This window comes from Burkholderia singularis, from assembly GCF_001718875.1.
Classification (GTDB): Bacteria; Pseudomonadota; Gammaproteobacteria; order Burkholderiales; family Burkholderiaceae; genus Burkholderia; species Burkholderia singularis.
On record NZ_CP013448.1, the window covers coordinates 2,080,943 to 2,106,705 of the forward strand.

Here is a 25,763-nt window from a genome sequence, read left to right on the forward strand (position 1 = left end):
CGGTGAAAAGTCATCAGGAATCAAAAGTCAACGCAGGTTCTGCGCCCAAAATCGGGATGGTGTCGCTCGGCTGCCCCAAAGCCCTCGTCGATTCCGAGCAGATCATCACGCAACTGCGCGCCGAAGGCTATGAGATCTCCGGCACCTACGACGGCGCGGATCTCGTCGTCGTCAACACCTGCGGCTTCATCGACGAAGCCGTTCAGGAAAGCCTCGATGCGATCGGCGAGGCGCTTGCCGAGAACGGCAAGGTGATTGTCACGGGCTGCCTCGGTGCGAAAAAGAGCGCGAGCGGCTCCGGACTCATCGAGGAGGTGCATCCGAAGGTGCTCGCCGTCACCGGTCCGCATGCGCTCGGCGAAGTGATGCAGGCCGTGCATGACCACTTGCCGAAGCCGCACGATCCGTTCGTCGATCTCGTGCCCGCCGCCGGAATCAAGCTCACGCCGCGTCATTACGCATACCTGAAGATCTCCGAGGGCTGCAATCACCGCTGCACGTTCTGCATCATTCCGTCGATGCGCGGCGATCTCGTGTCGCGTCCCGTCGCCGACGTGATGCTCGAAGCGGAGAACCTGTTCAAGGCTGGCGTGAAGGAGCTGCTCGTGATTTCGCAAGACACGAGCGCATACGGCGTCGACGTCAAATACCGGATGGGGTTCTGGAACGGCAAGCCGGTCAAGACTCGGATGACCGAACTCGTCGGCGCGCTCGGCGAGCTTGCCGCACAGTACGGCGCATGGGTGCGGCTGCATTACGTGTATCCATATCCGCACGTCGACGAGATCATTCCGATGATGGCCGACGGCCCGTTCAAGGGACATCTGCTGCCGTATCTCGATGTGCCGTTCCAGCACGCGCATCCGGACGTGCTCAAGCGCATGAAGCGTCCGGCGAACGCCGAAAAGGTGCTCGAGCGCGTGCGGGCGTGGCGCGAGATTTGCCCGGACCTGACGATCCGCAGCACGTTCATCGCGGGTTTCCCGGGCGAGACCGATGCGCAGTTCGAGACGCTGCTCGATTTCATCCGCGAGGCGGAACTCGATCGGGTCGGCTGCTTCGCTTATTCGCCCGTCGAGGGGGCAACCGCGAACGATCTCGACGGCGCGCTGCCCGACGAGGTGCGCGAGGCTCGCCGCGCGCGTTTCATGGAGGTTGCCGAAGAGGTATCGGCCGCGCGCATCGCGCGCAAGGTGGGCAAGACGCTGAAGGTGTTGATCGACGAAGTCAACGACGAAGGCGGGATCGGACGCACCGCGGCGGACGCGCCGGAGATCGACGGCGTCGTTTATGTCGAGCCGGCGACGAAGGCGTCTAAGCGCTACAAGGTCGGCGATTTCGTGTCGGTAAAGATCATCGGCGCCGACGGGCACGATCTCTGGGGCGAAGTCTGACGCCATTCGGCGCTGTATGCGGGGCGCCGGGGCGGCAGCCGCCCGCGCGCGGGCAGCGGGACGATTCGCAAATGCGGGCGGCGGGCACCCAAGGCACGCAGCGAAGGCAGGCCGCCAACGCGGGCGGCGACGGCTGACGCAAGTCCCTCGGCGGCTTGCCGAGGCAGGCGACGAATGCATCACGCGCGCGGCAAAGATCGCGCGCCCGATTGAATTTCATCGAGAGAAGAGAGGGAGGCAACGATGCAACGCGAAGTGGTGGTGGTAAGCGGTGTGCGCACCGCGATCGGCAGTTTCGGCGGCAGTCTGAAGGATTTCGCGCCGACCGAGTTGGGTGCGCGGGTCGTGCGCGAGGCGCTGTCGCGCGCGCAGGTGTCGGGCGACGAGGTGGGCCATGTGGTGTTCGGCAATGTCGTGCATACCGAGCCGAAGGATATGTATCTCGCGCGGGTCGCGGCGATCAACGGCGGCATCGCGCAGCATACGCCCGCGCTGACGCTCAATCGTCTGTGCGGCTCGGGCCTTCAGGCGATCCTGTCGGCTGCGCAAAGCGTGCTGCTCGGCGATGCGGATATCGCGGTCGCGGGCGGCGCGGAGAACATGACGCGCTCGCCGTTTTCGGTGCCCGCCGCGCGCTTCGGCCAGCGGATGGGCGATACGCGTCTCGTCGATATGATGATCGGCGCGCTCAGCGATCCGTTCGAATCGTTCCATATGGGCGTGACGGCCGAGAACGTCGCCGCGAAGTATGGCATCAGCCGCGACGCGCAAGATGCGCTCGCGCTCGAATCGCACCGGCGTGCGTCGCAGGCGACGAAGGCGGGTTATTTCAAAGAGCAGATTCTGCCGATCGAGATCGCATCGAAGAAGGGCGCGATCGTCTTCGATACCGACGAGCATGTGCGTCACGACGCGGCCATCGAGGATTTCGCCAAGCTCAAGCCCGTCTTCGTCAAGGAGAACGGCACGGTGACGGCGGGCAACGCGTCGGGCATCAACGATGCGGCCGCCGCGCTCGTGCTGATGGAGCGCGGCGAGGCGGAAAAGCGCGGCGCGAAGCCGCTCGCGCGTCTCGTATCGTATGGCCACGCGGGCGTCGATCCGGCCTATATGGGGATCGGTCCGGTGCCGGCGACGAAGCGCGCGCTCGAGCGCGCGGGCATCACGGTCGCGGATCTCGACGTGATCGAAGCGAACGAGGCGTTTGCCGCGCAGGCTTGCGCGGTATCGAACGAGCTGGGTTTCGATCCGGCAAAGGTCAATCCGAATGGTTCGGGCATCTCGCTCGGTCACCCGATCGGCGCTACCGGCTCGCTGATCACCGTGAAGGCGTTGTACGAGCTGCAACGCATCGGCGGACGCTATGCGCTCGTGACCATGTGCATCGGCGGCGGCCAAGGTATTGCGGCAGTATTCGAGCGTCTGTGACGAGGGAGCGCATATGCGGGTGAAGCGGATGGACGGGATGCGCGGGGCGGCGTGCGTCGCGCTTGCGACGGCGGCGGCGTTTGCGTTCGCGCAGCCTCAACCTCAACCCGCGGCGGCGGCTGTCGCCGGCGCGTCGGACGCGGCCTCGACTGCGGCGCCGGCCGACGTGCCGCCGCCTGCCGTACCGCTCAAGCCGAACCCTGCGTATGCGCGCCTGCCTCGCTACGAAGGAACGCTGGGTGGCCGGCCGATCGTCGTGCGGCTTGGGCCGAAGACGGACGAGCCGGGCGTGCACGGCGAGTGCCAGTATGTCGATACCGGCGCGGTCGTCCTGCTCGCGGGCGATCGCGACGGCGACACGCTCGAAATCGAGGAATCGGACGACGGCACGAACATTACCGGCGTGTGGATCGGCCGTTTCGATGCGTCGGGCAATCTGGCGGCCGACCGGATGAAGGCGGACCAATCGGACCCGGTGCCGGTCGAGTTGCATCCGGCGGGCGGCGGCGCGGCGGCCAAGCCGCGCGCGGCGGCTATGCCGTCGGCGGCGAGCGGCTCGGCCGAGCGAGGGGCGGGGCGCAGCGTCGGCGGCGTGAGCAATCTGACGACGGCCGACTGATCCGCGCGGGCGCCGCAGGCGGGGCGGCCGGGGTCATATCGTGGAGTCAAAGCCAGTGTGGCGGCTTCACGCGTTCTTTTTGGCGTTTCCGGGCGCGCTCCGCGAGCGGGTGCCCGTAGGCGCTTTCCTTTTCGTTTTGGTCTGATTGTATTCAATGGCGGCGCGCACGAGTTGCTGCAGCGCGCGGCCGTCGATCTCGTCGCCCTCGAAAAAATCGATTGCCCGCCTCGCGTTGCCTTCCAATCCCGCATTGAAGAGCCGGGCGGGGTCGGGCAGACTCGCGCCGTACATGAAGGTCAGCTTCACCTTGTTCTTATGCGCGTTGGCGACCGCGATAATGCCGTCGCGGGACCACACCGGGCTGCCCATCCACTTCCATTCCTCGACGATTGCCGGATCGGCCGCGAGGATGCACTTGCGAACGCCGGCGAGCGTTTCGCCGCGCCAGTCCGTGATTTCCGCAATCAGGCGGTCGATGCATTCCGTTGGATTCATGGCGCGTAATGGATGGAGTTCGGGGTTCGTTTCATGAGGTCGGGCTGGCGTAATCGACATGTGGCTCGTGCGCTGCCGCCGTGCCGCACCGGGCATCGACATCGAGTGGGCGTGCCGGCTCCACTATAGATCATCGGTGTGCGCAATGAACGGGCGGCTTACAGCGGGCTTCGGCCGGCTGCGAGCGACGTCGGGCAGCTTCGGGCAGTGCAGATCGCGCCGCGGGAATCCGGTAAGCTACCCGGATTGCCATCACCAGGTTCGCGTTGCACCGAGCCTTTTCAGTCATGACCGCATCCCAGTCCAAACGCGCTTTGCAAACTCGCATCGTCCAGCCGGATGACCGTATTCCCGCCGGATTCGAATCGTTCGTCGCGCCGCTCGAACGGGCGTCGACGGTGGTTTTCCCGGATCTCGCGGCGATGCGCAGCATCGACTGGCGTCGCGACGATCAATGGCGCTACGGCATGCATGCGACGCCCACGTCGTTCGCGCTTGCGCAGCAGCTCGCGCGGATCGAGGGCGGCGAGCACGCGCTGTTGCAGCCGTCGGGGCTCGCGTCGATCGTGAATGTGTATTTCGGCCTCGTCAAGGCGGGCGACGACGTGCTGATTCCGGCCAACGCGTATGGCCCGAATGGCGATCTCGGCCAATGGCTCGCGAAGGATTTCGGCGTGACCGTGCGCTTTTACGATCCGCTTGCCGGCGCGGCGGGCGTTGCCGGGCTGATCCGGCCGAACACGCGGCTGCTATGGCTCGAGGCGCCCGGCTCGGTGACGATGGAAGTGCCCGACGTGCCGGCGATCACCGCGCTCGCGCGCGAGCGCGGCATCGTCACCGCGATCGACAACACCTATTCGGCCGGCCTCGCGTTCAAGCCGTTCGAGCATGGCGTCGACATCTCGGTGCAGGCGTTGACGAAATATCAATCGGGCGGCAGCGACGTGTTGATGGGCGCGACCATCACCGCCGATGCGAATCTGCACGCGAAGCTCAAGCTCGCGCGGATGCGGCTCGGCTTCAACGTGTCGGCCGACGATTGCGCGCTCGTGCTGCGCAGCCTGCCGAGCATGCGGGTGCGTTTCGAGGCGCACGGCAAGAGCGCGCTATCGCTTGCGCGGTGGCTGAAGGCGCGCCCGGAGATCGCCGCGGTGCTGCATCCGCAGCTTCCCGACTGTCCGGGCCACGCTGAGTTCGTTCGCGATTTCAGCGGCGCGGGCGGGCTGTTTTCGGTGGTGTTCGACGCGCGTTATTCCGCCGAGCAGATCGATCGCTTCGTCGAGGCGCTGGAGCTGTTCGCGATCGGCTGGAGCTGGGGCGGCTCGCGCAGCCTTGCGGTGCCTTACGACATTCAATCGATGCGCACCACGCCGTGGCCGCATCGCGGCACGCTGGTGCGCTTCTATATCGGCCTCGAGGACGAGGCTGATCTGCGCGCGGATATCGAGCGCGCGCTCGCCGATACGCTCGCGTGATCCCGGTCGCGCCGCCGGCGGCTGCCGCGTGCGGCCGCGGCGGCGCGACGTCGGAACTCAGAACTCAGAACAAACGCAACAGCCCATCGAGGCCGACGTGATCGAATGCGACGCTCGCCGCGTCGCGCACGACGGGCTTCGCGCGAAACGCGACCGACAGGCCCGCGCTCGCCATCATCGCCAGATCGTTCGAGCCGTCGCCCATCGCGATCGCGCGCTCGGGCTCGATGCCGAGCGCCGCGCAGGTTTCGCGCAGCTTGCGCGCCTTCACGTGCGCATTGACGATCTCGCCGACGATCCGGCCCGTCAGCTTGCCGTCGACGATCTCCAGCGTGTTCGAATACGCATAGTCGAGGTTGAGCCGCGCCTTCAGCCGTTCGGTGAAATAGGTGAAGCCGCCCGAGACGAGCAGCGTCTTCAGGCCGGCGGCCTTCACGCCGGCGAGCATCGCCTCGGCGCCCGGCGACAGGCGCAGCCGTTCGTCGTACACCCGCTCGAGCGCGCTCGCGTCGAGCCCGGCCAGCAGCGCGACGCGGCGCGTCACGCTTTCGTTGAAATCCGCGATCTCGCCGCGCATCGACGCTTCGGTGATCGCGGCGACTTCCGCCTTCAGTCCGCAGAAATCCGCGATTTCGTCGATGCATTCGATCGTGATCAGCGTCGAGTCCATATCCATCGCAACGAGGCCGAAATCGGCGAGCCGTTTGTTCGCGTCGACGAACGCGTAGTCGAGCGCATGCGTGCCGCAATACACGGCGATGTCGGCCCGTTGCGCGGGGTCCGCATGCTCGATGCGCAGCGCGTGAGCATCGAGCGGGACGGCGCGCGCGCCGCGCGCGAGCGCGGTGAGCGGTTTGTGGTGCGCGTCGGATAGCGGCGCGGGGCTTTGGATGACAAGATTCGTGGTCATGAATGGGACACGGTGGAGCCAATGACGAACGCCGCGATGCTCGATCCGGCGAACCGGCATTGTAGCCGGTCGCGCCGGACGGCCCGCGCACGGGCGGCGGCGCACGCGGCGCCCGTGCGCGCACACCGGTTTGCCGCGATGCGCAAGCAGGGGTAACACCCGATGCGCGGCGAGCCTCAGGCGGTAGACTGATACGAAACAAGCTCCAAGGCCCGCGCCGGCGCCGCTCGCGCGGGGCTTTGCCGGCCGGCACGCTGGGTGCGGCCCGGCGTGCCGATGCGTACCGGCAGAAGCGTCATGCATTGATAACCGGCGATTCGCGCAGCCCGTCGCCGTCCAAGGAGGGTCAGCATGAGTCAACGCATTTCGGCGGCGCTCGTCGCGCCGTGCGCGGCCGCGCTGCTGTCGATATCCGCCGCGCATGCCGCGCCGCCCATCAAGGCGAGCATACTCGGCGGCAACGACGGCCAGCTTCGCTATACGGTCAAGGTCGAATCGAAGCAGTTCGGCACGATGCAGGAAACGCGCAAGATCCGCTCCGGCGAAACCGACGACTTCAACTGGAAGTCGGTGCCGCCTGGGGGCGCGGCGCCGATGCCCGACGCGTGTCCGAACGCGGCTGCGCTGCCGCGCGACGCGAACGGCGCGATGGTGCGCCAAACCCAGGTGCGGCTTGCGCCGTCGGTCGACGACAAGGGAATCGCGAACGTGCAGATCAGCTTCCAGGCGAGCGCGCCGAGCGGCGCGAAAGCCGTCACGGCCGGCGGCAAGGCGCTGCAATGCCCGAACGTCGTAACCGTGAGCCAGGTCAAGTGGATATCGATTCCGACCGCGGGCGGCTCGAAGTCGATGACGTTGAGCGACGGCACGAAGGTCACGGTGTCGGTCAAGCGGTAGGCGACCGAGCCGGCGGCGGCCGGCGCTGCGTTGGCTGGCGTGGGCGTCAGCCGCCGCCGTTCGCCGCGCCCCGTTCGACGAGCCGCTGCGCCAGAAAACGGTGCTCGGCGGAAAAAAGCCGCCGATAGGTCGACAGTACCGCGCCGACGGTGCCGAGCGCCGATGCCGCCGCGATCAGAAACATGATGACGATTTGATAGCGGACCGCCTGTAGCGGCGATTGCCCGGCGAGCACCTGGCCCGTCATCATGCCCGGCAGGCTCACGACGCCGACCACGGCCATCTGGTTGAGCGTCGGCAGCATGCCCGCGCGCACGGCTTGCCGCGCGGCGTCCCGCGCGGCCTCCCAGCGCGTCGCGCCGAGCGCGAGCGCGGTTTCGACGCGATCGCGCCGCGCGGTCAGTTCCTCCATCATCCGCTCGATGCCGAGCGACACGCCCGTCAGCGTGTTGCCGAGAATCATGCCGACGATCGGAATCGCGTATTGCGGCGCGTACCACGGATGGATGCGAATCACGCCGAACAGCCCGACCGCCGCGACGAGCCAGCAGCTCGCCCAGATCGACACGATGCTGTCGATGCGCTGGCCGGCGTAGGTGCGCTTGCCGCGCGCGGCGCCCGCGAGGCCGGCGATGAGCGTCATCAGCGCGACGAGCGGCAGCACGACGTACCAATGCGGATGGCCGAACACCCAGCCGAGCACGTAGCCGATCGCGAGCAATTGGACGACGGTGCGCGCGGCGGCCCATGCGAGCTTGCGGCCGAGGCCGAGCGACAGCGCGGCCGACAGCGCGCCGTTGACCGCGACGAGCAGCGCGGCGATGCCGACGTCGACGAGGCTCAGGTTTTGCAGCGGTGCGTTCATCGGCTGGCCTGCGTCGCTGCGTCGTCGAGCGTGCCGGCGCGCATTGCCAGGCGCCGGTGGCCGATCCGCCCGGCCTGCGCGGGATCGTGCGAGATCCACAGATACGCGCGCGCGCCGGGCGCGGCGTCGTACCATGCGGCAACGAGCGCTTCGATCGCGCGCGCCGAGTCCGGGTCGAGTGCGGACGTGGGCTCGTCGAGCAGCAGCACGTCGGGATCGAGTTGCAGCACGCGCAGCAGCGCGGCGATCTGCGCTTCGCCGCCGGACAGCTCGCTTGCCGCCTTGTCGAGAAAATCGTCGCCGCGTCCGGCTTGCGCGGCGAGGCGCGCCGCGCGTGCCCGATCGAAGCGCACATCGCGGTAGACGGCCAGCGAGTATGGGTAGCGCAGCAGCGCTTCGACCGTGCCGTCCGCGGTGGCCGGGCGCTGCCGCACATAGGCGACGCTGCGCCGGTAACGCGGAATCGCCGCACGCGCGACGCGCTGGCCGCGCCAGAGCAGCGTGCCGCCGTCGACCGGATCGAGCAGCGCGAGTGCGCGCAGGAACACGCTTTTGCCGGCGCCGGACGGACCGGTGAGCGCGATCCGCTCGCCCGGTCTGAGCGCGAAATCGGTCGGCGCGAGGAGCGTCTTGCCACTTGCCGCGTCGCGGCGGGCAAGCTGCTGCGTTTCGATCAGGACGTCGGCTGGCATAAGGAAATGCAAAAAAAGCAAAAAAGGGTTAATGGGGGCGGGTGACCGGATACCGTGCGTCATAATACTGGTCCGCTGGTGGCGATGTCGTTTGCGCTGCCGGATCAGACAGGAACAACAACGACGGAATCTGGCATGACGCTATCCCGAACCCTCGGCAAAACGGTGGCGTGGATCGTCGGCGTCATCGTGGTGCTGGCCGCGGCGCTCGGCGTGTTCCTCGTCGCGTTCGACTGGAACCGCGCGAAGCCTTGGATCAACGAACAGGTGAGCGAGTCGATCGGCCGGCCGTTCGAGATCCGGGGCGATCTTTCGGTCGGCTGGCGGCGCCCCGACACAGAAACCGGCTGGCGCGCATGGGTGCCGTGGCCGACGTTCTCGGCCTCGGACATTGTCGTCGGCAATCCGGATTGGGCCAAGGCGCCCCAATTTGCAACGCTCGGCGGCGCGCATTTCACGGTGGCCGTGCTGCCGCTGCTAGCGCACGAGGTCGTGATCCCGGCGATCGAACTCGTCAATCCCGCCGTCGACATCGAACGCCTGGCGGATGGCCGGAACAACTGGACCTTCGAGTTCAAGAAATCGGCGCAGCCTTCGCGTTGGAAGGTGCAATTGCACAATTTCGGCTTTGCGAAAGGCTGGGTCACGTATCGCGATGCGATCACGAAGGCTGATCTGACCGTGGCGATCGATACGCTCGGCCAGCCCATTGCACTGGGCGACGTGCTCGCGCAGCAGGAGCAGACCTCGCGTGCGGCGTCGGCGCAGCGCGTCGGCAAGAAAGGCGCCGCGCAACTGAGCGCGAAGGCGAAGGCGCAGATGGCGGCGCAGGCTTCGGCCGCGCGGGCGGCGTCGGCTTCTCCGGCGTCGGTTTCCGCCGCGGGCGCCGGTGGGAGCGCGGTGGCGCCCGCGGCCGGCGCGGCAAATGGCGGCGCTCGGGCCGCGTCGGCCCGGGCGGGGGGCGGGACGCCGTCCGGAACATCGCCGGCGTCTTCGCAGCCGGTTTCAGCGCTGACGGCGGCTTCGGCGGCGCCCGGCGCAGTTTCGTCCGGCGCGAGCGGCGCGGCAGCCGGCAAGCTCGCCGGCGCCAACGCTGCCGCCGCCTCCGGCGCAAGCGGCGCTTCGGCTGCCTCCGCGGGCGCGCCGGCGAAGCTGGCCGGCCCCACCTACGCGTTCGGCCTGAGCGTCAAGGGTCGCTACAAGGGCGTGCCGATCGACGGCACCGGCAAGCTCGGCGGCGTGCTCGCGTTGCAGGACGCATCGAGGCCGTTTCCGCTGCAAGCCGACGTGAAAGCCGGCGATACGCGCCTGGCGATCGTCGGCACGCTCACCGATCCCACGCATCTCGCGGCGCTCGACCTGCGCTTGTGGCTGCAGGGCGCGAGTATGTCCCATCTGTATCCGCTTGCCGGCATCACGCTGCCAGACACGCCGCCTTACGCGACCGAAGGGCGTCTCGTCGGCAATTTCAAACGCCATGCGAGCACGTTCCGCTACGAGAACTTCAACGGCCGCGTCGGGGGCAGCGATCTGCGCGGCACGCTCACGTATGCGCAGCGCGAGCCACGGGCGCTGCTGTCGGGCGAGCTCGTGTCGAATCTGCTGCAATTCTCGGATCTCGCGCCGATCATCGGCGCCGATACCGCCGCGAGCAAAGCGAAGCGCGGCGATACGACGAAGCAGCCGGCCGGTCGCGTGCTGCCGGTCGAAACGTTCCGCACCGACCGCTGGCGCGCGCTCGACGTCGACGTGAAATTCACCGGCAAGAAGCTCGTCAAGCGCAGCGATTTGCCGATCACCGATCTGTACACGCATATCGTGATGCAGGATGGCGTACTGTCGCTCGTGCCGCTCAAGTTCGGCGTCGCGGGCGGAACGCTCGCGACCGATGCGCGGCTCGACGGCAGCAGCGCGCCGCTCAAGGGCCGGTTCACGATCGCGGCGAGGCACTTGAAGCTCAAGCAGCTGTTTCCGACGCAAAAGGTGATGCAATCGGCGCTGGGCGAGATCAACGGCGACGCCGCATTGTCCGCGACCGGCAATTCACCCGCCGCGCTCGCGGCGACCTCCAATGGCGAGATGAAGGCGCTCGTCACGAACGGCGCGATCAGCCGGCTGCTGATGGAGGCCGCCGGGCTCAACGTCGCGAACGTCGTTTACGAGAAATTGTTTGGCGCGCGGGACGTCAGGATCAATTGCGCGGCCATCGATTTCGTCGCGACGAACGGCATTCTCGATTCGAAGGTGTTCGCGCTCGATACCGACGACGCGGTGATTCGCGTCGACGGCACCGTCAGCCTGCGCGACGAGTCGCTGAATTTGGTCATCCATCCGCAGACGAAGGGGTTCCGGATCTTTTCGCTACGCTCGCCGTTCTATGTGAAGGGCACGTTTTCGAAGCCGGATGTCGGCGTGAACGTGACTGCGCTCGCGTTACGGGCGGGCGCGATGGTCGGGCTCGGCCTGTTGAATCCATTCGCCGCGCTGATTCCGCTGATCGCGCCGAGCAATAATCAGGACGTGCCGTGCGCGCAGATGTTCACGCAACTCAGGACGCCGCCGAAAGCGGCGGCGCCGGGCAAGGCCGCGGCGGCGAAATAGTCCGGCCGGGACAGGATGCCCGCGGCGTGGGCCGCGCGCACGCAGCGGGTCGCGCACCGTCTGTCGGCCGGCGGTCGAGTCGGTGGGGCGAATAGCCGCGCGGATCGACATGGCCCGCCCGTATCGCCAGGATCGCCGGGTTGCGCACGGCGCCGGCTGATACGGTTCGCTCGAGCCGGCTATTCGCGCGATACGCTGCCATGTCGCACCGGCCCATTCGGCCAGGCCGGCCGGGGGCGATAGGCCGATGCATCCCCGATTACCGGAGCGCCTGTGCATATCCAGGGCGTGGGCTTCATCGACTCCTGCTAAAATATCCGGTTTTCCGTCGATCCATACCTCTTAACGGGGCAACGCTGTGCTTTCTACCGCCAACATCACGATGCAATTCGGGCCCAAGCCCTTGTTCGAGAACATCTCGGTCAAGTTCGGGGAGGGCAACCGCTACGGCCTCATCGGGGCGAACGGCTGCGGCAAGTCGACCTTCATGAAAATCCTCGGCGGCGATCTCGAGCCGAGCGCGGGCAACGTCGCGCTCGAGCCGAATGTGCGCCTCGGCAAGCTGCGCCAGGATCAGTTCGCGTATGAAGACGTGCGCGTGCTCGATGTCGTGATGATGGGCCACACCGAAATGTGGGCCGCGATGACCGAGCGCGACGCGATTTACGCGAATCCCGACGCGACCGACGACGACTACATGCACGCCGCCGAACTCGAAGCCAAATTCGCCGAATACGGCGGCTACGATGCCGAGGCACGCGCGGGCGCGCTGTTGCTCGGCATCGGCATCGACGAGAAATTCCATAACGGCACGATGAGCGAAGTCGCGCCCGGCTGGAAACTGCGCGTGCTGCTCGCGCAGGCGCTGTTCTCGAATCCGGACGTGCTGCTGCTCGACGAGCCGACCAACAACCTCGACATCAACTCGATCCGCTGGCTCGAGGACACGCTGAACAACTACAACTCGACGATGATCATCATTTCGCATGATCGTCACTTCCTGAACTCGGTGTGCACGCACATGGCCGATATGGACTACGGCACGCTGAAGGTCTGGCCGGGCAACTACGACGACTACATGCTCGCGTCTGCCCAGGCGCGCGAGCGCCAGGCCGCGGCGAACGCGCGCGCGAAGGAACGCGTGGCCGAACTGCAGGACTTCGTGCGCCGTTTCTCGGCGAATAAATCGAAGGCGCGTCAGGCAACGAGCCGCGCCAAGCAGATCGACAAGATCAAGATCGAGGAATTCAAGCCGTCGTCGCGGCAGAATCCGTTCATCCGCTTCGAGTTCGACAAGAAGCTGCACAACATCGCGGTGGTGGCCGAAGGCATCACGAAGCAGTACGAGCGCACGATTTTCCAGAACTTCAATCTGTCGGTGCAGCCGGGCGAGCGCATCGCGATCATCGGCGAGAACGGCGCGGGCAAGACGACGCTGTTGCGCGCGCTGTACGGCAACCTGACGCTCGATCACGGCACGGTGAAGTGGGCCGAGAACGCGAACGTCGGCTATATGCCGCAGGACACCTATGAGGAATTCCCGAACGACATCACGCTGATGGACTGGATCGACCAGTACCGCAAGGACGGCGACGACGAGACGATGGTGCGCGGCACGCTCGGCCGCCTGCTGTTCTCGGCGGACGACATCAAGAAATCGGTGAAGGTGCTGTCGGGCGGCGAGAAGGGCCGGATGATCTGGGGCAAGCTGATGCTCGGCCGCCACAACGTGCTGCTGATGGACGAGCCGACCAACCATATGGACATGGAGTCGATCGAGTCGCTGCAAATCGCGCTCGAGAAATTCGAAGGCACGCTGATCTTCGTGTCGCACGACCGCGAGTTCGTCAGCGGCCTCGCGAACCGGATCATCGAAGTGCGCACGGACGGCACGCTGGTCGACTTCGGCGGCAATTACGAGGATTTTCTGGCAAGTAAAGGTATTCAGTAAATCGTGTCCTTGAGGGCATGAAAATCTGCCTGTAGAAGCATCCGATCATTCATTATTGTTTCAACCGGGGATGAAGCGCTTTGGGTTCGGCGGCAGGCGCTTTATCCCTGGTGGATCACGGATCAATAAGAAATTAAGAAAAATTGCAGATAAGATATTCGTTAAAAAAACGATTTATAAAAATCGGCACATATGACGTATTATCTCGCCGAACGGAAAAGGCGCAACGTCTCCGGCATGTGTCCGAGGCGCGTCGCAGTGGCAGTATCAAAGTCGAGCCGATAAGGTGAGATACGTACCGAGGCGTGTCTGCCTCTTCCGAATGGTCACAGGTGTTAAGGCTCGACGGAATCGAAGACGCGGATCTTTACCCAGTTCGGATTGCTCTGCGGGATGAAGTGCTTGACGTGCGCATCGGAGACTTGGTATTTGTCATGCGCGCTTCGGCCGGAAAATACTAAATGAAAAGCCACGTCGAAGTTGTCTTCGTTGAAGAGATAGGATACCTGCTGGTGACGCGTTAAATTCTGCGCCAGGACCGTCGCGGAGAACGACAGTTCGCCGGGGTGATTGGTAAGGTATTTTCTGCCGAGTTCGAGTTGTTTTTGAACGGCGGCGGGGCTCTTGTCTTTAAGCGTAATGAAAATATCGTGATGGATCGGCTTGTCGGCAGATGCCGGGGATGTTTGCTGGGCCAAAGTAACGGTGCTTGCGAGGGCGAGTGTGATTAACGAGGGCGTCAGTATTGAGGTAACGCGTTTCATCGATGATTTCCTTCAGTGGCGGGAATGACTTGAATTGGTGGTTGGCGGTTGATTGATCGATCGATAAAATACTCCTGATATTGTTGATTGAAAATCGAAGCGATTATGCGCGGAATAATATATTTAATCCGCTCGCGGCTCGGCGGTAAAGCAACGTGCTTTTTGATGCGAATGACAAAGATAGTAGTAGAGATTGCGTAAGTGTCAACGGCGCTTCGGAAATGACTTTGCTTTGGCCGCTTGGCTGCGCTATTGAATAGCGCGGAGCGCCTTCCGTATTTGCTGGTGGCTTACTCGTCGGTTTCGGCGGCAAGCATCAGAATTTTCGCGCGCGCAAGGTATCCGCACGCGTCGCGCTGCTCGCGCACACGTCATCTGCGCTGAGTACAATGCTCGTTTGCGTCGACCCAGGAGCGAGACGATGAAAATCTACGATCAGTTCTATATCGGCGGGGCATGGCGTCCGAGCGCCGGCGTCGGCACGATCGACGTAATCGATTCCGCCACCGAGGCGGCGATCGGCCGCATTCCCGAAGGCATCGCCGATGATGCGCTGGCGGCGGTCGCGGCGGCGCGCGCCGCGTTCGACGGTTGGGCCGCGACGCCGCCCGCCGAGCGCGCCGGTTACCTGCGCCGGATCGCCGACAACCTGAAGGCGCGCAGCGAGGAACTCGCGCAGTCGATCACGGGCGAGGTCGGCATGCCGATCAAGCTGTCGCGCGCCATCCAGGTGAGCGGGCCGATATACAACTGGGGCGCGTATGCGAAGCTTGCCGAAACCCATGCGTTCGAGGAGCAAGTCGGCAATTCGCTCGTCGTGCGCGAGCCGGTCGGCGTCGTCGCGGCGATCACGCCGTGGAACTACCCGTTGCATCAGATCACGCTGAAGATCGCGGCTGCGCTCGCGGCGGGTTGCACTGTCGTGCTCAAGCCTTCCGAAATCGCGCCGCTCAACGCGTTCATCCTTGCCGAAGCGATTCATGACGCCGCATTGCCTGCCGGCGTCTTCAACCTCGTGTGCGGGTACGGATCGGTCGTCGGCGAGGCGCTTGCCAGCGCGCCGCAGGTCGACATGGTGTCGTTCACCGGCTCGACGCGCGCGGGCAAGCGCGTGGCCGAGCTTGCCGCGGCGGGCGTGAAGCGCGTCGCGCTCGAACTGGGCGGCAAATCGGCGTCGGTGATTCTCGACGATGCGGATTTCGCCGCGGCGGTGAAGGGCACGGTGTCCTCGTGCTATCTGAATGCCGGCCAGACGTGTTCGGCGCACACGCGCATGCTCGTGCCGGAGTCGCGCTACGACGAGGTGCGCGAACTGGCGAAGGCGGCGGCGGCGAGCTTTGTCCCGGGCGATCCGCGCGATGAAGCGACGCGGCTCGGCGCGCTTGCGTCGGCTGCCCAGCAGAAGCGGGTGCAGGACTATATCCGGCGCGGCCTCGACGAGGGCGCGGAACTTATCGCGGGCGGCCCCGGCATGCCGGACGGGCTGTCGCGCGGGTTTTTCGCGAAACCGACGGTATTCGGCCGCGTGAGGCCGGATGCGACGATCGCGCAGGAGGAGATCTTCGGCCCGGTGCTGTCGATCATCACGTATCGCGACGAAGACGACGCGGTACGGATCGCGAACGATTCGCCATACGGCCTAGGCGGCGCGGTGTGGGCGGGCAGCGACGAACGCGCGCTGCGCGTCGCACGGCGCATCCGCACCGGGCAGGTCGATATCAACGGCGGCGGATGGAACGTGGCCGCGCCGTTCGGCGGCTTCAAGCAGTCGGGAATCGGCCGCGAAAACGGCGTGTACGGGCTCGACGAATATTTGGAATACAAATCGATGCAGCTACGCGTCAAAAAAACGGTCTGAACGCGGCTGCACGTCCGTTCCGGCCGGTCTTGGACGGCATGCCGCCTGCTTGCGCGGCATGCCGTTTTTCTTTGATGGCGGTCAATATGCGGCGGCGGCAATCGCTGATCATCGAATCTTTTCTGCCGTTTTGACGAGGCTTCGATGATCGCTTCCCTTTCTTTTCCGCCGTTGATGATTCGCGGCCGTGCGTTGCTGCCCGTCGTACAGGGAGGGATGGGCGTGGGTATTTCCGCACACCGGCTGGCGGGCAGCGTGGCGCGCGAAGGTGCGCTCGGCACGATCGCGAGCATCGATTTGCGCCACCACCACGCGGATCTGCTCGAGCGCTGCCGGCGCGAACCCGTTCGCGAGACGCTGGAGGCGGCGAACCTCGAAGCGCTCGCGCGCGAGATCAGCCTCGCGAAGACCTGGAGCGAGGGCCGCGGCATGATTGCCGTCAACGTGATGAAAGCGGTGCGCTCGCATGCGGACTACGTGCGCGTCGCGTGCGAATTCGGCGCGGACGCGATCGTGATGGGCGCGGGGCTGCCGCTCGATCTGCCGGAACTCACCGATGGATACGACATCGCGCTGATTCCGATTCTGTCGGACAGCCGCGGGATCGCGCTGGTGCTGAAGAAATGGATGAAGAAAGGCCGCTTGCCCGATGCGATCGTAATCGAACATCCGGCGCACGCGGGCGGCCATCTGGGCGTGGCGAGCGTCGATGACATCAGCGATCCGCGCTTCGAATTCGCGCGCGTGCTCGATGAAACCGCGCAGACGTTCGCCACGCTCGGAATCGAACGCGAGCGCATTGCGCTCATCGTCGCGGGCGGCATCAACAGCCACCGCGCGGTGCGCGACGCGCTCGCCGCCGGCGCGAACGGCGTGCAGGTGGGCACGCCGTTCGCCGTCACCGAGGAAGGCGACGCGCATCCCAATTTCAAGCATGTGCTCGCGAACGCGACGCCCGACGATATCGTAGAGTTTATCAGCGTCACGGGACTGCCCGCGCGCGCGGTGAAAACGCCGTGGCTCGAGCGCTATCTGCGGCATGAGACGCGTATCCGCGCGAAGCTCGGCGCGCTCAAGCAGCGTTGTCCATCCGCGCTCGAATGCCTGAGCGTGTGCGGATGGCGGGACGGCGTCGAGCGTTTCGGCCATTTCTGCATCGATACGCGGTTGGCCGCCGCGCTGCGCGGCGACGTCGCGAACGGACTTTTCTTCCGCGGCCGTGAAGCGCTGCCGTTCGGGCACGCGATCCGCAGCGTGCGCGATCTGCTCGAATTGCTGCTGACGGGCGTCGCGCCTGAGCCTGCGGCAAAACGTCCATCGTTCTCGCTCGCTTGAAGCTTGATACGCATCAAGGCAAGCGGGAACCCCTCCCGGGAAAATGGGGGCTGTTCCTAGGGAGCTTAATCATCATGCGTTGTCAAACCGCTCATATCCGCATTCACGCCATCGCCTGCGCGGCTGTCCTTGCGATGGTTCCTTCGCTGTCGCACGCGGCCTCACCCGGCGAAGGCATCCATCAAGGCGACATCATCGCGCGCGTTCGCGCGATCAGCATCGTGCCGCAGGACCGTGCAAGCGATACGCTGGGAGCGCTGAATGTCGGCGTGAACAACGCGATCGTCCCCGAACTGGACTTCACGTACATGATTCGCGATTACCTGGGCGTCGAGCTGATTCTCGGCACGTCACGGCACCAGGTCGCTTCGTCGCTCGGCAATCTGGGCGGCGTCGGCGTATTGCCGCCGACGCTGCTGCTGCAATACCACTTCAATCATGCCGGCAGCGTGCGCCCGTATGTCGGCGCGGGCATCAACTACACGCTGTTCTACAACAACGGTTTGCGCGTGGGCGGAGAGGGCGTCGGCATCAGCAATCATAGCTTCGGCCCGGCGCTGCAATTCGGCGTCGACGTGCAGGTGACGAAAAAGCTGTTCGTCAACGTCGATCTGAAGAAAATCTGGATGCACACCGATGCGACGCTCGGCGGTAAGCCGATCGGCCGGCTGAACATCGATCCGCTCGTCGTCGGCGTTGGTCTTGGGATGAAGTTCTGACGCCTGGCAGCATCGAACAAGTGTTGGGGTTGGCGGCATGGCTGTACGCGTGCCGTCTTTTTTTGCGTCTACTCGGGCGCGCCGCGGATGCAGCGGCCCATGCTGCTCATGGCTTGTCGTATTTGAAGCGCATGGCGGTGCCTTCCCGCGTGATGCGCGCCCACACCGCCTGTTTTTCGGCATCGGTCATGAACACCCAGTTCGCGACTTCGACCGCCGTGCGCCCGCAGCCTTTGCAGATTTCGTCGAAGAGCGTCGAGCAGACGCCGATGCATGGGCTGTCGGGTTTGTCGTGAAGATTCGAGGTCATTGAGTATCGAGTTCGGCGGAGCCGGGCGTGAACGGCAAGCCGTTATGTTAACGCATGCCGCGTAGGCGGGCGCGATGCGCGCGCTTGCCAGGGCTGCGCGCACGAGCGGCGGGCGGCGCGCCGCCGCGGCGTTCCGTCAAACACCAAAACACCGAGGCACCGCACCGGCAGCCGCAGGCCGCCAATGCCCGCCGCTTCCCATCTCGCCGTCACCATTGAATGCCGACTGAATGCCAGCCGTCGGCATCCCGAATTCCAGCCGCCGGATAGGGCGCCAGCCGACCGTTTTTCCGGATGATCCCACGGTCAGAACCCGATAAAATTGCGCGCACCCATTGCATAGCAGCGCGTTGTTGCACCGGATTGGCGCAACTGGCAGACCGAATGTGTTCCGTTTGTGCGACAAAGGTGGGAAATTTTTGTGGAGGCCCCGGATTAATGGTAGCTTTCGGGGTTTTCATGGGGCGGCGCGCAACAATGCGCCGCGATGACGAGGCTCATGGCGATCGAATCGGTTCGATCTGGGAGAACGGGATGAAGGCAAAGGTGGCGGGCCGGTTGGCGGCGCTGGTATTGTGCGCGGGCGCGTCGGTGGCGGCGGCGAAGGATACGCAGCTCAACGTCTATAACTGGTCGGACTACATTGCGAAGGACACGATCCCGAATTTCGAAAAGCAAACGGGCGTCAAGGTCCGCTATGACAATTACGACAGCGACGACACGCTGCAGGCCAAGCTGCTGACCGGCAATTCGGGCTACGACATCGTCGTGCCGACCAGCAATTACGCGGGCAAGCAGATCGCGGCCGGCATTTTCGCGCCGCTCGATAAATCGAAGCTGCCGAACCTCAAGTATCTCGACCCCCAGCTGATGTCGCTCGTCGCGGGCGCCGATCCGGGCAATAAATATGTGGTGCCGTGGGCATATGGGACGACGGGCCTCGGCTATAACATCGACAAGGCGAAGAAGCTGCTCGGCGACGTGCCGCTCGACAATTGGGACATCCTGTTCAAGCCCGAGAACATCTCGAAGCTCAAGAGCTGCGGCGTGTCGGTGCTTGATGCGCCGGACCAGATGTTCGCGGCGACGCTGCACTACATCGGCAAGGACCCGGCAAGCACGAACCCGGCTGACTATCAGGCCGCGATGCAGGTGCTCAAGAAGATCCGCCCGTACATCACGCAGTTCAACTCGTCGGGCTACATCAACGACATGGTCGGCGGCGACATCTGCTTTGCTTTCGGCTGGTCGGGCGACGTCGTGATCGCGAAGCACCGCACGCTCGAGGCGAAGAAGCCGTATAAGGTCGAGTACTACATTCCGAAGGGCGGCGCGCCGGTCTGGTTCGACGTGATGGCGATTCCGAAGGACGCGAAGAACAAGGATGCCGCGCTGCAATGGATCAACTACATCGAGGATCCGAAGGTTCACGCGGCGATCACGAACGCGGTTTATTACCCGAGTGCGAACGCCGAGGCGCGCAAGTACGTGCGTGCGGACGTCGCGAACGATCCGGCTGTCTATCCGCATCCGGACGTGCTGAAGACGCTGTTCCTGCTGAAGCCGCTGCCGCCCGAGATTCAGCGGCTGCAGACGCGCCTTTGGACCGAGTTGAAATCGGGACGCTGACGCCACGCGCGGCAGCATGACAGCCTTCTGAAGCCCCTGGTGCTCCCGGGGGCTTTGTTCGTCAAACGTAGGAGCAAAACAGCAGATCATGAATAGTCAGTCGGGCGCGCCTGCGGCAGGCGCGGCGGGCGCGGATACGCGCGCCGAAAATTTTGTCCAGATCGTCGACGTCGTCAAGAAGTTCGGCGAGACCGTCGCGGTGCGCAACGTCGACCTGAACGTGCACAAGGGCGAGCTGTTCGCGCTTCTCGGCAGTTCCGGGTGCGGGAAGTCGACGCTGCTCAGAATGCTTGCCGGCCTCGAGACGGTGACGTCGGGCAAGATCCTGATCGACGGCGAGGATCTCGCGCAGATGCCGCCTTACAAGCGGCCGGTGAACATGATGTTCCAGTCGTATGCGCTGTTCCCGCACATGACGGTCGAGGCGAACGTCGCGTTCGGCCTGAAGCAGGAAGGCGTGCCGAAGGCCGAGCTGAAGGAGCGCGTGCACGCCGCGCTCGAACTCGTGCAAATGAGCCGCTACGCGAGCCGCAAGCCGCATCAGCTGTCGGGCGGCCAGCAGCAGCGTGTGGCGCTCGCGCGCTCGCTCGTCAAGCGGCCGAAGCTGCTGCTGCTCGACGAGCCGATGTCCGCGCTCGACAAGCAGATCCGCCAGCGCACGCAAATCGAACTCGTCAACATTCTCGACAAGGTGGGCGTCACCTGCATCATGGTCACGCACGACCAGGAAGAGGCGATGACGATGGCGAGCCGCCTCGCGGTGATGAGCGAAGGCCAGATCGTGCAGATCGGCACGCCGAACGAAGTCTACGAATATCCGAACTGCCGCTTCTCGGCCGAATTCATCGGTTCGACGAACCTGTTCGAGGGCACGACCGTCGAGGACGAGCCCGATCACGTGTTCATCGAATCCGCGGATCTGCCGAGCCAGTTGTACGTGAACCACGGGATCACGGGGCCGCTCGGGATGCCGGTCACGGTGTCGGTGCGCCCCGAGCGGATCGCGTTGACGCGCAAGCCCGCCGACGGCGCATATAACTGGGGGCGCGGCGTCATCTCGAATGTCGCGTACATGGGCGGCTATTCGCTGTACCACGTGAAGCTCGAATCCGGCAAGACGGTGATCGCGAACGTGTCGAGCCTCGCGATCGCCGAACTCGATTCGCCTGGTTGGGGCGACGAAATCTACGTGCGCTGGAGCGCATCGGCCGGCGTGGTGCTGACGTCATGAGCGCGCTTTCGTCTCTGTTCGCATGGCCGGTGAAGCGGTTCGGTCTGACCGGGCGCACGGCGGTTGTCGCGGGCCCGTTCTTCTGGCTCGTGCTGTTTTTCCTCGTGCCGTTCGTGCTGGTCGTCAAGATCAGCTTTGCCGAATTGCAGCTCGGCATTCCGCCTTACACGGAACTCACGTCGATTCAGGACGGCGTGCTGCACATCGCGCTGAACCTGAAGCACTACGCATTCCTGTTCAGCGACAGCCTGTATTTCGCGACCTATGTGAACTCGGTCGTCGTCGCGGCGGTCACGACGCTGTTGTGCCTGCTGCTCGGCTATCCGATGGCGTATTACATCGCGCGCTCCAATCCGGGCACGCGCAACCTGCTGATGATGGCGGTGATGCTGCCGTTTTGGACGTCGTTCCTGATCCGCGTGTATGCCTGGATCGGCATCCTGAAGAACAACGGTCTGCTGAACAACTTTCTGATGTGGACGGGCCTCATCAGCGCGCCGATCGAGCTGTATCGCACCAATGCCGGCGTTTATATCGGGATGGTGTACTCATATCTGCCGTTCCTCGTGATGCCGCTGTACGCGCATCTCGTGAAGATGGACCTGCGCCTGCTGGAAGCCGCATACGACCTCGGCGCGAAGCCGTGGAAGGCGTTCGTGCAGATCACGCTGCCGTTGTCGCGGAACGGCATCATCGCCGGCTGCCTGCTGGTGTTCATCCCGGCCGTCGGCGAGTACGTGATTCCCGAGCTGCTCGGCGGTGCGAACACGCTGATGATCGGTCGCGTGATGTGGAATGAGTTCTTCAATAATGCCGACTGGCCGATGGCGTCAGCCGTGACTTGCGCGATGGTGTTGCTGCTGCTCGTGCCGATGGCGATGTTCCAGCACTTCCAGGCGAAGGAGCAGGAGGGGCGGCGTCGATGAAACCGAATCGCTTCCTGCAGGTGCTGATGCTCGCGATCGGCTTCGGATTCCTGTATATCCCGATTGTGAGCCTCGTCGTTTATTCGTTCAACGAATCGAAGCTCGTCACGGTCTGGTCCGGTTTTTCGACGCGCTGGTATGCGGCGCTGATCGAGGACGACGAGCTGATCGCCGCTGCGTGGCTGTCGCTGAAGATCGCCGTGATGACGGCGTTCGCATCGGTCGCCATCGGCACGTGGGCGGGCTTCGTGCTTGCGCGGATGGGCCGTTTTCGCGGTTTCGCGCTGTACAGCGGGATGATCAACGCGCCGCTCGTGATCCCCGAGGTGATTCAGGGGATCTCGCTGTTGCTGCTGTTTATCGAACTCGGCAAATGGTTCGGCTGGCCGGCGGGCCGCGGAGTGTTCACGATCTGGCTCGGCCACGTGATGCTGTGCATCTCGTATGTCGCGATCATCGTGCAGTCGCGCGTGCGCGAACTGAATCCGTCGCTCGAAGAAGCCGCGCTCGATCTCGGCGCGACGCCGCTCAAGGTGTTCTTTGCCGTCACGCTGCCGCTGATTTCGCAGGCGCTCGTGTCGGGGTGGCTGCTGTCGTTTACGCTGTCGATCGACGATCTCGTGCTGTCCGCGTTCCTGTCCGGCCCCGGCTCGACGACGTTGCCGCTCGTGGTGTTCTCGCGCGTGCGGCTGGGCCTGAATCCGGAAATGAACGCGCTCGCGACGCTTTTCATCGTCGCGGTGACGATCGGCGTCATCGGCGCGAATTTCGTGATGCAGCGTCAGGAGCGGAAAAGGACGGCGGCGGTGGCTTGACGCGGTTGCCGGCGATAGCGCGTTCGGCGGGTGCGGCGATACCGGATGCCGTGCGGCCTGTCGCTTGATCCGCCGACGAGGGAAGTATCGGGAAAAAGCCCGTGCGTGTGCCGCACGGGCTTTTTTTATCGTCGGGCTTGTCGTGGCGTGTCAATGCGCGCCCGTCGCCGGCGCGCCGGTGCGTCAAAGCGCATTGAGCGGGATTTTCAGATAGCGCAGCCCGTTGTCCTCGGGTTCGGGCAGGTGCCCGGCGCGCATGTTGACCTGCACCGACGGCAGCATCAGCATCGGCATATCGAGTGTCGCGTCGCGCGCGGTGCGCATCGAGACGAATTCGTCCTCGGACACGCCGTCGCGCACGTGCACGTTCGCGCGCAACTGCTCGGCCACCGTGCTGACGTATTGCACCGCGCGCCCGCCTGGCTGATAGTCGTGGCACAGATAAAGGCGCGTGTCGGCGGGCAGGCTCAGCACCTTGCGGATCGACCGGTACAGCACGCGCGCGTCGCCGCCGGGGAAATCGCAGCGGGCGGTGCCGTAGTCCGGCATGAACAGCGTATCGCCGACGAACGCGGCGAGGGTGCCGCCGTCGTCGATCACATAGGTCATGCAGGCGGGCGTATGGCCCGGTGTGTGCAGCGCGCGGATGGTCAGCGTGCCGAGCGGCAGCGTGTCGCCGTCCTCGAGCAGACGGTCGAACTGGCTGCCGTCGCGCGCGAAGCTCGTATCGGCATTGAACAGCGTGCCGAACACCCGTTGGACGCGAACCACGGCCGCGCCGATCGCGATCTCGCCGCCCACTTGCCTCTTCAGATAAGGCGCGGCCGACAGATGATCGGCATGCACATGCGTCTCGAGCAGCCAGCGCACGCGCGCGCCGAGCGCCCGCACGCGCTCGAGCAGCTTGTCCGCGCTCGCGGTGCGCGTGCGGCCGGACTTCGGGTCGAAGTCGAGCACGCTGTCGATCAACGCGCATTCGTTGCGGGTGGTGTCGAGCAGCAGGTAACTGACGGTGCTGGTCGCCGGATCGAAAAAACCTTCGACGGCAATCGCGGACGCGGTGGTCACGAATGGGCTCCTTCGAACGGATGACGTGAACGGATGACGGGATTATCGCATCGCAGTCCGCTGCGGGCGTTGCGGGCGCCGCCGCGCGTTCGTCAAGCGCGGCGGCGCCCGGCGAGATCAGCGCGACGGCGTCAGGTGCGCGACGGCGTCACGCACGAAATCGAGCAGCGTATCGTTGACCCAAGTACCCGTCATCAGCGCGGGCTCGTTCGCGAGCGCCTGGCGGAACTTGAGTTGCGTGGCGGGATCGTCGCCGGCGTAGCTGCTAAACAGCGCAATCCAGCGCCGCGCGAGCGCTTGGCCTTCCGGCGACGCAGGCAGCACGCCGGCGTCGAGCGCATCGCGCACGTCGCCCATCAATTGCGGCCATGCCATCGCGCTTTCGCCGTAGTGCGCGCGCATGAAGCGAATCTCGCGGGGCGACAGGTATTTCTCGTAGATCCGCATCTTCGTTTCGGAGAACGCGCGCAGCACATAGTCGCGCAGTTCGGTCGAGATACCGATGTGCGCCTGCATCGACGGCTCCTGGTCGTGCATCAGGTTCAGCTTCGCGAGCAGGCGCGGATCGCCGTTCGTGTCGCGCACGAGCATCGTCATCCAGCGATCCGCGAGCACGCGCGCTCGCTCGTCCTCGGGCGGCACGCCGCTTTCCATTAGCCCGCGCACGTCGGCAACGAGCGCGACCCACTCCGGGTCGGGCGTCTGGCTGTTTTGGTACATCGGCAGGCGTGCGAGTTCGTCTTCAGAAAAGTATTTGTCGTACACGGTCATCAATTCCAGGGTGTTGAGCCAATCGGCCAGTTCCGGCTGCCGGCCGTCGGCGAGCGCGCAATGCAGTTGCGCGAGGCGTTCGCGCAGCCGCGCCGCTTGCGCGATCTGCCGATCGAGCATCGCGATCTGGCGCTCGACGATCGATGTGAGCGGCGTGCCGGGCTGGGACAGGTGAGTGCCGACGTCGGCGAGCGTCAGGCCGAAACGGCGTAGCGCCTGGATCTGATGGAGCCGGGCGACGTCGTCGCGGTTGTACAGCCGATAGCCGTTGTCGGCGCGCGCTGAAGGTTTCAATAGGCCGATCGCGTCGTAGTGGTGCAGCGTGCGGACGGTCAGTCCGCTGCGTTTTGCCAGTTCTCCGATTTTGAGCAGCATATCCGGGCCTCCATTTCGTGCGCAACTGAAGGTTGAAGCCTGACGTCGCGTGAGGGTCAAGCGTTGTGGAACAAGAATCGCGCAATGATCGGCGTGACTGATGACCAGACTGATTATCAGACCGAATACCAGGATTTCGTTCCGGATACCATTGAACCGGCGCGGGGCGTTCGCCGGCCGGGGGAGCGGCTATGGCAACGCGCTGACTGAAATGATCAACGGTTTATATACGAACGTGAAGCTGATTCATCGTCCGACGTCATGGAAAACGGATGAATTCCGTGCGTTGGCAACTTTGGATGGAAGGGAGAGCGTCGCTCCACCCTCATCGGCCGACGGAACCACTTGGCGATATCCAACCCCGCAGATGCAAAATCAAACCGCGATCGACAACTCAGTCATGCCGCCGCCGCGCCCGGCGTTGAATTAAATCAACTTGCCTCCACGACTCTCGGGACGGTTCGGAATTGCACAATCCATGACGATTTTTAGGTTTGAGAAAGGATGGTGTTTTATCGCGATGAATTTGATATTTTCCGTGAAAAATCCATGTGAGCCGTATAAAACGATATCTATGGGGGTGATGTGAAAGTAATGTGGTTTGAATGATTTATTTTATTCGGGTGTTTCCATAT

24 protein-coding genes are annotated in these 25,763 nt (G+C 64.5%); 15 read left to right on the top strand and 9 right to left on the bottom strand.

The window, feature by feature from the left end:
* Positions 1-56: 56 nt before the first annotated feature.
* From rimO to AQ611_RS09515, 3 genes are all read left to right on the top strand, one after another.
* Positions 57-1,394, top strand: a complete 1,338-nt coding sequence (gene rimO, locus AQ611_RS09505) for a 30S ribosomal protein S12 methylthiotransferase RimO (protein ID WP_197517134.1) — start codon at positions 57-59, stop codon at positions 1,392-1,394.
* Positions 1,395-1,637: 243 nt separating this feature from the next.
* Entirely contained in the window at positions 1,638-2,822 is a 1,185-nt protein-coding gene (gene bktB, locus AQ611_RS09510; protein ID WP_069234330.1) for a beta-ketothiolase BktB, read from the top strand.
* A gap of 19 nt (positions 2,823-2,841) precedes the next feature.
* Positions 2,842-3,441, top strand: a complete 600-nt coding sequence (locus tag AQ611_RS09515; protein ID WP_069235222.1) for a hypothetical protein — start codon at positions 2,842-2,844, stop codon at positions 3,439-3,441.
* 66 nt (positions 3,442-3,507) lie between these two features.
* Here the strand turns inward: AQ611_RS09515 and AQ611_RS09520 are convergent, their stop codons facing one another.
* Positions 3,508-3,936: a DUF1801 domain-containing protein gene (locus tag AQ611_RS09520; RefSeq protein WP_069234331.1), complete on the bottom strand. Its 429-nt coding sequence runs from the start codon at positions 3,934-3,936 to the stop codon at positions 3,508-3,510.
* Positions 3,937-4,223: 287 nt separating this feature from the next.
* Here AQ611_RS09520 and AQ611_RS09525 point away from each other — a divergent pair, with 287 nt between their 5' ends.
* The gene (locus AQ611_RS09525) at positions 4,224-5,411 is read left to right on the top strand and encodes a cystathionine beta-lyase (RefSeq protein WP_069234332.1); all 1,188 of its coding nucleotides are present in this window, start codon (positions 4,224-4,226) and stop codon (positions 5,409-5,411) included.
* A 64-nt stretch (positions 5,412-5,475) separates the two neighbouring features.
* Here AQ611_RS09525 and serB read toward each other — a convergent pair whose 3' ends face one another.
* Positions 5,476-6,321: a phosphoserine phosphatase SerB gene (gene serB, locus AQ611_RS09530; RefSeq protein ID WP_059519371.1), complete on the bottom strand. Its 846-nt coding sequence runs from the start codon at positions 6,319-6,321 to the stop codon at positions 5,476-5,478.
* Positions 6,322-6,672: 351 nt separating this feature from the next.
* Here serB and AQ611_RS09535 point away from each other — a divergent pair, with 351 nt between their 5' ends.
* Positions 6,673-7,218 (top strand): DUF6013 family protein, encoded by a 546-nt coding sequence (locus tag AQ611_RS09535; RefSeq protein ID WP_069234333.1) that lies wholly within the window; start codon positions 6,673-6,675, stop codon positions 7,216-7,218.
* A 46-nt stretch (positions 7,219-7,264) separates the two neighbouring features.
* On the opposite strand, the gene AQ611_RS09540 is transcribed toward AQ611_RS09535, so the two are convergent.
* Complete coding sequence (locus AQ611_RS09540) at positions 7,265-8,083, bottom strand: ABC transporter permease (protein ID WP_059519375.1); 819 nt, start codon at positions 8,081-8,083, stop codon at positions 7,265-7,267.
* Positions 8,080-8,775 carry an ABC transporter ATP-binding protein gene (locus AQ611_RS09545; RefSeq protein ID WP_069234334.1) on the bottom strand — a complete coding sequence of 232 codons (696 nt, stop codon included), beginning with the start codon at positions 8,773-8,775 and terminating at the stop codon, positions 8,080-8,082. The genes AQ611_RS09540 and AQ611_RS09545 overlap by 4 nt, the downstream gene beginning before the upstream one ends.
* A 135-nt stretch (positions 8,776-8,910) precedes the next feature.
* Between AQ611_RS09545 and AQ611_RS09550 the strand changes: the two genes are divergently transcribed.
* Both AQ611_RS09550 and AQ611_RS09555 read left to right on the top strand, forming a co-directional pair.
* The gene (locus AQ611_RS09550) at positions 8,911-11,376 is read left to right on the top strand and encodes an AsmA family protein (RefSeq protein ID WP_069234335.1); all 2,466 of its coding nucleotides are present in this window, start codon (positions 8,911-8,913) and stop codon (positions 11,374-11,376) included.
* A 358-nt stretch (positions 11,377-11,734) separates the two neighbouring features.
* A complete protein-coding gene (locus AQ611_RS09555; protein ID WP_059519380.1) occupies positions 11,735-13,327 on the top strand; it encodes an ABC-F family ATPase in 1,593 nt (530 codons plus the stop codon).
* A 335-nt stretch (positions 13,328-13,662) separates the two neighbouring features.
* Here the strand turns inward: AQ611_RS09555 and AQ611_RS09560 are convergent, their stop codons facing one another.
* Positions 13,663-14,091 carry an antibiotic biosynthesis monooxygenase family protein gene (locus tag AQ611_RS09560; protein ID WP_083237274.1) on the bottom strand — a complete coding sequence of 143 codons (429 nt, stop codon included), beginning with the start codon at positions 14,089-14,091 and terminating at the stop codon, positions 13,663-13,665.
* A gap of 421 nt (positions 14,092-14,512) precedes the next feature.
* On the opposite strand from AQ611_RS09560, the gene AQ611_RS09565 reads away from it, so the two are divergent.
* From AQ611_RS09565 to AQ611_RS09575, 3 genes are all read left to right on the top strand, one after another.
* Positions 14,513-15,949: an aldehyde dehydrogenase family protein gene (locus tag AQ611_RS09565; RefSeq protein WP_069234336.1), complete on the top strand. Its 1,437-nt coding sequence runs from the start codon at positions 14,513-14,515 to the stop codon at positions 15,947-15,949.
* Positions 15,950-16,093: 144 nt separating this feature from the next.
* Complete coding sequence (locus tag AQ611_RS09570) at positions 16,094-17,284, top strand: NAD(P)H-dependent flavin oxidoreductase (protein WP_069234337.1); 1,191 nt, start codon at positions 16,094-16,096, stop codon at positions 17,282-17,284.
* Between the two features lie 74 nt (positions 17,285-17,358).
* On the top strand, positions 17,359-18,003 hold the full coding sequence (locus AQ611_RS09575) for an OmpW/AlkL family protein (protein WP_059519390.1): 645 nt from the start codon (positions 17,359-17,361) through the stop codon (positions 18,001-18,003).
* A 106-nt stretch (positions 18,004-18,109) separates the two neighbouring features.
* On the opposite strand, the gene AQ611_RS09580 is transcribed toward AQ611_RS09575, so the two are convergent.
* Both AQ611_RS09580 and AQ611_RS25490 read right to left on the bottom strand, forming a co-directional pair.
* Positions 18,110-18,313: a DUF1289 domain-containing protein gene (locus tag AQ611_RS09580; RefSeq protein WP_059519392.1), complete on the bottom strand. Its 204-nt coding sequence runs from the start codon at positions 18,311-18,313 to the stop codon at positions 18,110-18,112.
* Between the two features lie 209 nt (positions 18,314-18,522).
* A complete protein-coding gene (locus tag AQ611_RS25490) occupies positions 18,523-18,774 on the bottom strand; it encodes a hypothetical protein (RefSeq protein WP_146011801.1) in 252 nt (83 codons plus the stop codon).
* 73 nt (positions 18,775-18,847) lie between these two features.
* Here AQ611_RS25490 and AQ611_RS09585 point away from each other — a divergent pair, with 73 nt between their 5' ends.
* From AQ611_RS09585 to AQ611_RS09600, 4 genes are all read left to right on the top strand, one after another.
* Entirely contained in the window at positions 18,848-19,942 is a 1,095-nt protein-coding gene (locus tag AQ611_RS09585) for a polyamine ABC transporter substrate-binding protein (RefSeq protein WP_059519406.1), read from the top strand.
* A gap of 88 nt (positions 19,943-20,030) precedes the next feature.
* Positions 20,031-21,173 (top strand): ABC transporter ATP-binding protein, encoded by a 1,143-nt coding sequence (locus AQ611_RS09590; RefSeq protein ID WP_069234338.1) that lies wholly within the window; start codon positions 20,031-20,033, stop codon positions 21,171-21,173.
* Entirely contained in the window at positions 21,170-22,099 is a 930-nt protein-coding gene (locus AQ611_RS09595) for an ABC transporter permease subunit (RefSeq protein ID WP_059519395.1), read from the top strand. Before AQ611_RS09590 ends, AQ611_RS09595 begins: the two co-directional genes overlap by 4 nt.
* Entirely contained in the window at positions 22,096-22,914 is an 819-nt protein-coding gene (locus AQ611_RS09600; protein ID WP_059519397.1) for an ABC transporter permease subunit, read from the top strand. Before AQ611_RS09595 ends, AQ611_RS09600 begins: the two co-directional genes overlap by 4 nt.
* A gap of 183 nt (positions 22,915-23,097) precedes the next feature.
* On the opposite strand, the gene AQ611_RS09605 is transcribed toward AQ611_RS09600, so the two are convergent.
* Positions 23,098-23,982 carry an MBL fold metallo-hydrolase gene (locus AQ611_RS09605; protein WP_069234339.1) on the bottom strand — a complete coding sequence of 295 codons (885 nt, stop codon included), beginning with the start codon at positions 23,980-23,982 and terminating at the stop codon, positions 23,098-23,100.
* Positions 23,983-24,099: 117 nt separating this feature from the next.
* Positions 24,100-25,128 (bottom strand): MerR family transcriptional regulator, encoded by a 1,029-nt coding sequence (locus AQ611_RS09610; RefSeq protein ID WP_069234340.1) that lies wholly within the window; start codon positions 25,126-25,128, stop codon positions 24,100-24,102.
* A 100-nt stretch (positions 25,129-25,228) separates the two neighbouring features.
* Between AQ611_RS09610 and AQ611_RS25495 the strand changes: the two genes are divergently transcribed.
* Positions 25,229-25,558, top strand: coding sequence for a hypothetical protein (locus AQ611_RS25495; protein ID WP_146011800.1), 330 nt, complete (start codon positions 25,229-25,231; stop codon positions 25,556-25,558).
* Positions 25,559-25,763: the final 205 nt, after the last annotated feature.

What these genes read in the sequence shown, in the direction of transcription:
- rimO (WP_197517134.1), top strand. Translation starts at nt 57, where the DNA reads ATGGTGTCGCTCGGCTGCCCCAAAGCCCTCGTCGATTCCGAGCAGATC.
- AQ611_RS09545 (WP_069234334.1), bottom strand. Translation starts at nt 8,775, where the DNA reads ATGCCAGCCGACGTCCTGATCGAAACGCAGCAGCTTGCCCGCCGCGAC.
- AQ611_RS09550 (WP_069234335.1), top strand. Translation starts at nt 8,911, where the DNA reads ATGACGCTATCCCGAACCCTCGGCAAAACGGTGGCGTGGATCGTCGGC.
- AQ611_RS09580 (WP_059519392.1), bottom strand. Translation starts at nt 18,313, where the DNA reads ATGACCTCGAATCTTCACGACAAACCCGACAGCCCATGCATCGGCGTC.
- AQ611_RS09595 (WP_059519395.1), top strand. Translation starts at nt 21,170, where the DNA reads ATGAGCGCGCTTTCGTCTCTGTTCGCATGGCCGGTGAAGCGGTTCGGT.
- AQ611_RS09585 (WP_059519406.1), top strand. Translation starts at nt 18,848, where the DNA reads ATGAAGGCAAAGGTGGCGGGCCGGTTGGCGGCGCTGGTATTGTGCGCG.
- AQ611_RS25490 (WP_146011801.1), bottom strand. Translation starts at nt 18,774, where the DNA reads ATGAAAACCCCGAAAGCTACCATTAATCCGGGGCCTCCACAAAAATTT.
- serB (WP_059519371.1), bottom strand. Translation starts at nt 6,321, where the DNA reads ATGACCACGAATCTTGTCATCCAAAGCCCCGCGCCGCTATCCGACGCG.
- AQ611_RS25495 (WP_146011800.1), top strand. Translation starts at nt 25,229, where the DNA reads ATGACCAGACTGATTATCAGACCGAATACCAGGATTTCGTTCCGGATA.
- AQ611_RS09610 (WP_069234340.1), bottom strand. Translation starts at nt 25,128, where the DNA reads ATGCTGCTCAAAATCGGAGAACTGGCAAAACGCAGCGGACTGACCGTC.
- AQ611_RS09565 (WP_069234336.1), top strand. Translation starts at nt 14,513, where the DNA reads ATGAAAATCTACGATCAGTTCTATATCGGCGGGGCATGGCGTCCGAGC.
- AQ611_RS09560 (WP_083237274.1), bottom strand. Translation starts at nt 14,091, where the DNA reads ATGAAACGCGTTACCTCAATACTGACGCCCTCGTTAATCACACTCGCC.
- bktB (WP_069234330.1), top strand. Translation starts at nt 1,638, where the DNA reads ATGCAACGCGAAGTGGTGGTGGTAAGCGGTGTGCGCACCGCGATCGGC.
- AQ611_RS09570 (WP_069234337.1), top strand. Translation starts at nt 16,094, where the DNA reads ATGATCGCTTCCCTTTCTTTTCCGCCGTTGATGATTCGCGGCCGTGCG.
- AQ611_RS09540 (WP_059519375.1), bottom strand. Translation starts at nt 8,083, where the DNA reads ATGAACGCACCGCTGCAAAACCTGAGCCTCGTCGACGTCGGCATCGCC.
- AQ611_RS09520 (WP_069234331.1), bottom strand. Translation starts at nt 3,936, where the DNA reads ATGAATCCAACGGAATGCATCGACCGCCTGATTGCGGAAATCACGGAC.
- AQ611_RS09600 (WP_059519397.1), top strand. Translation starts at nt 22,096, where the DNA reads ATGAAACCGAATCGCTTCCTGCAGGTGCTGATGCTCGCGATCGGCTTC.
- AQ611_RS09590 (WP_069234338.1), top strand. Translation starts at nt 20,031, where the DNA reads ATGAATAGTCAGTCGGGCGCGCCTGCGGCAGGCGCGGCGGGCGCGGAT.
- AQ611_RS09575 (WP_059519390.1), top strand. Translation starts at nt 17,359, where the DNA reads ATGCGTTGTCAAACCGCTCATATCCGCATTCACGCCATCGCCTGCGCG.
- AQ611_RS09525 (WP_069234332.1), top strand. Translation starts at nt 4,224, where the DNA reads ATGACCGCATCCCAGTCCAAACGCGCTTTGCAAACTCGCATCGTCCAG.
- AQ611_RS09535 (WP_069234333.1), top strand. Translation starts at nt 6,673, where the DNA reads ATGAGTCAACGCATTTCGGCGGCGCTCGTCGCGCCGTGCGCGGCCGCG.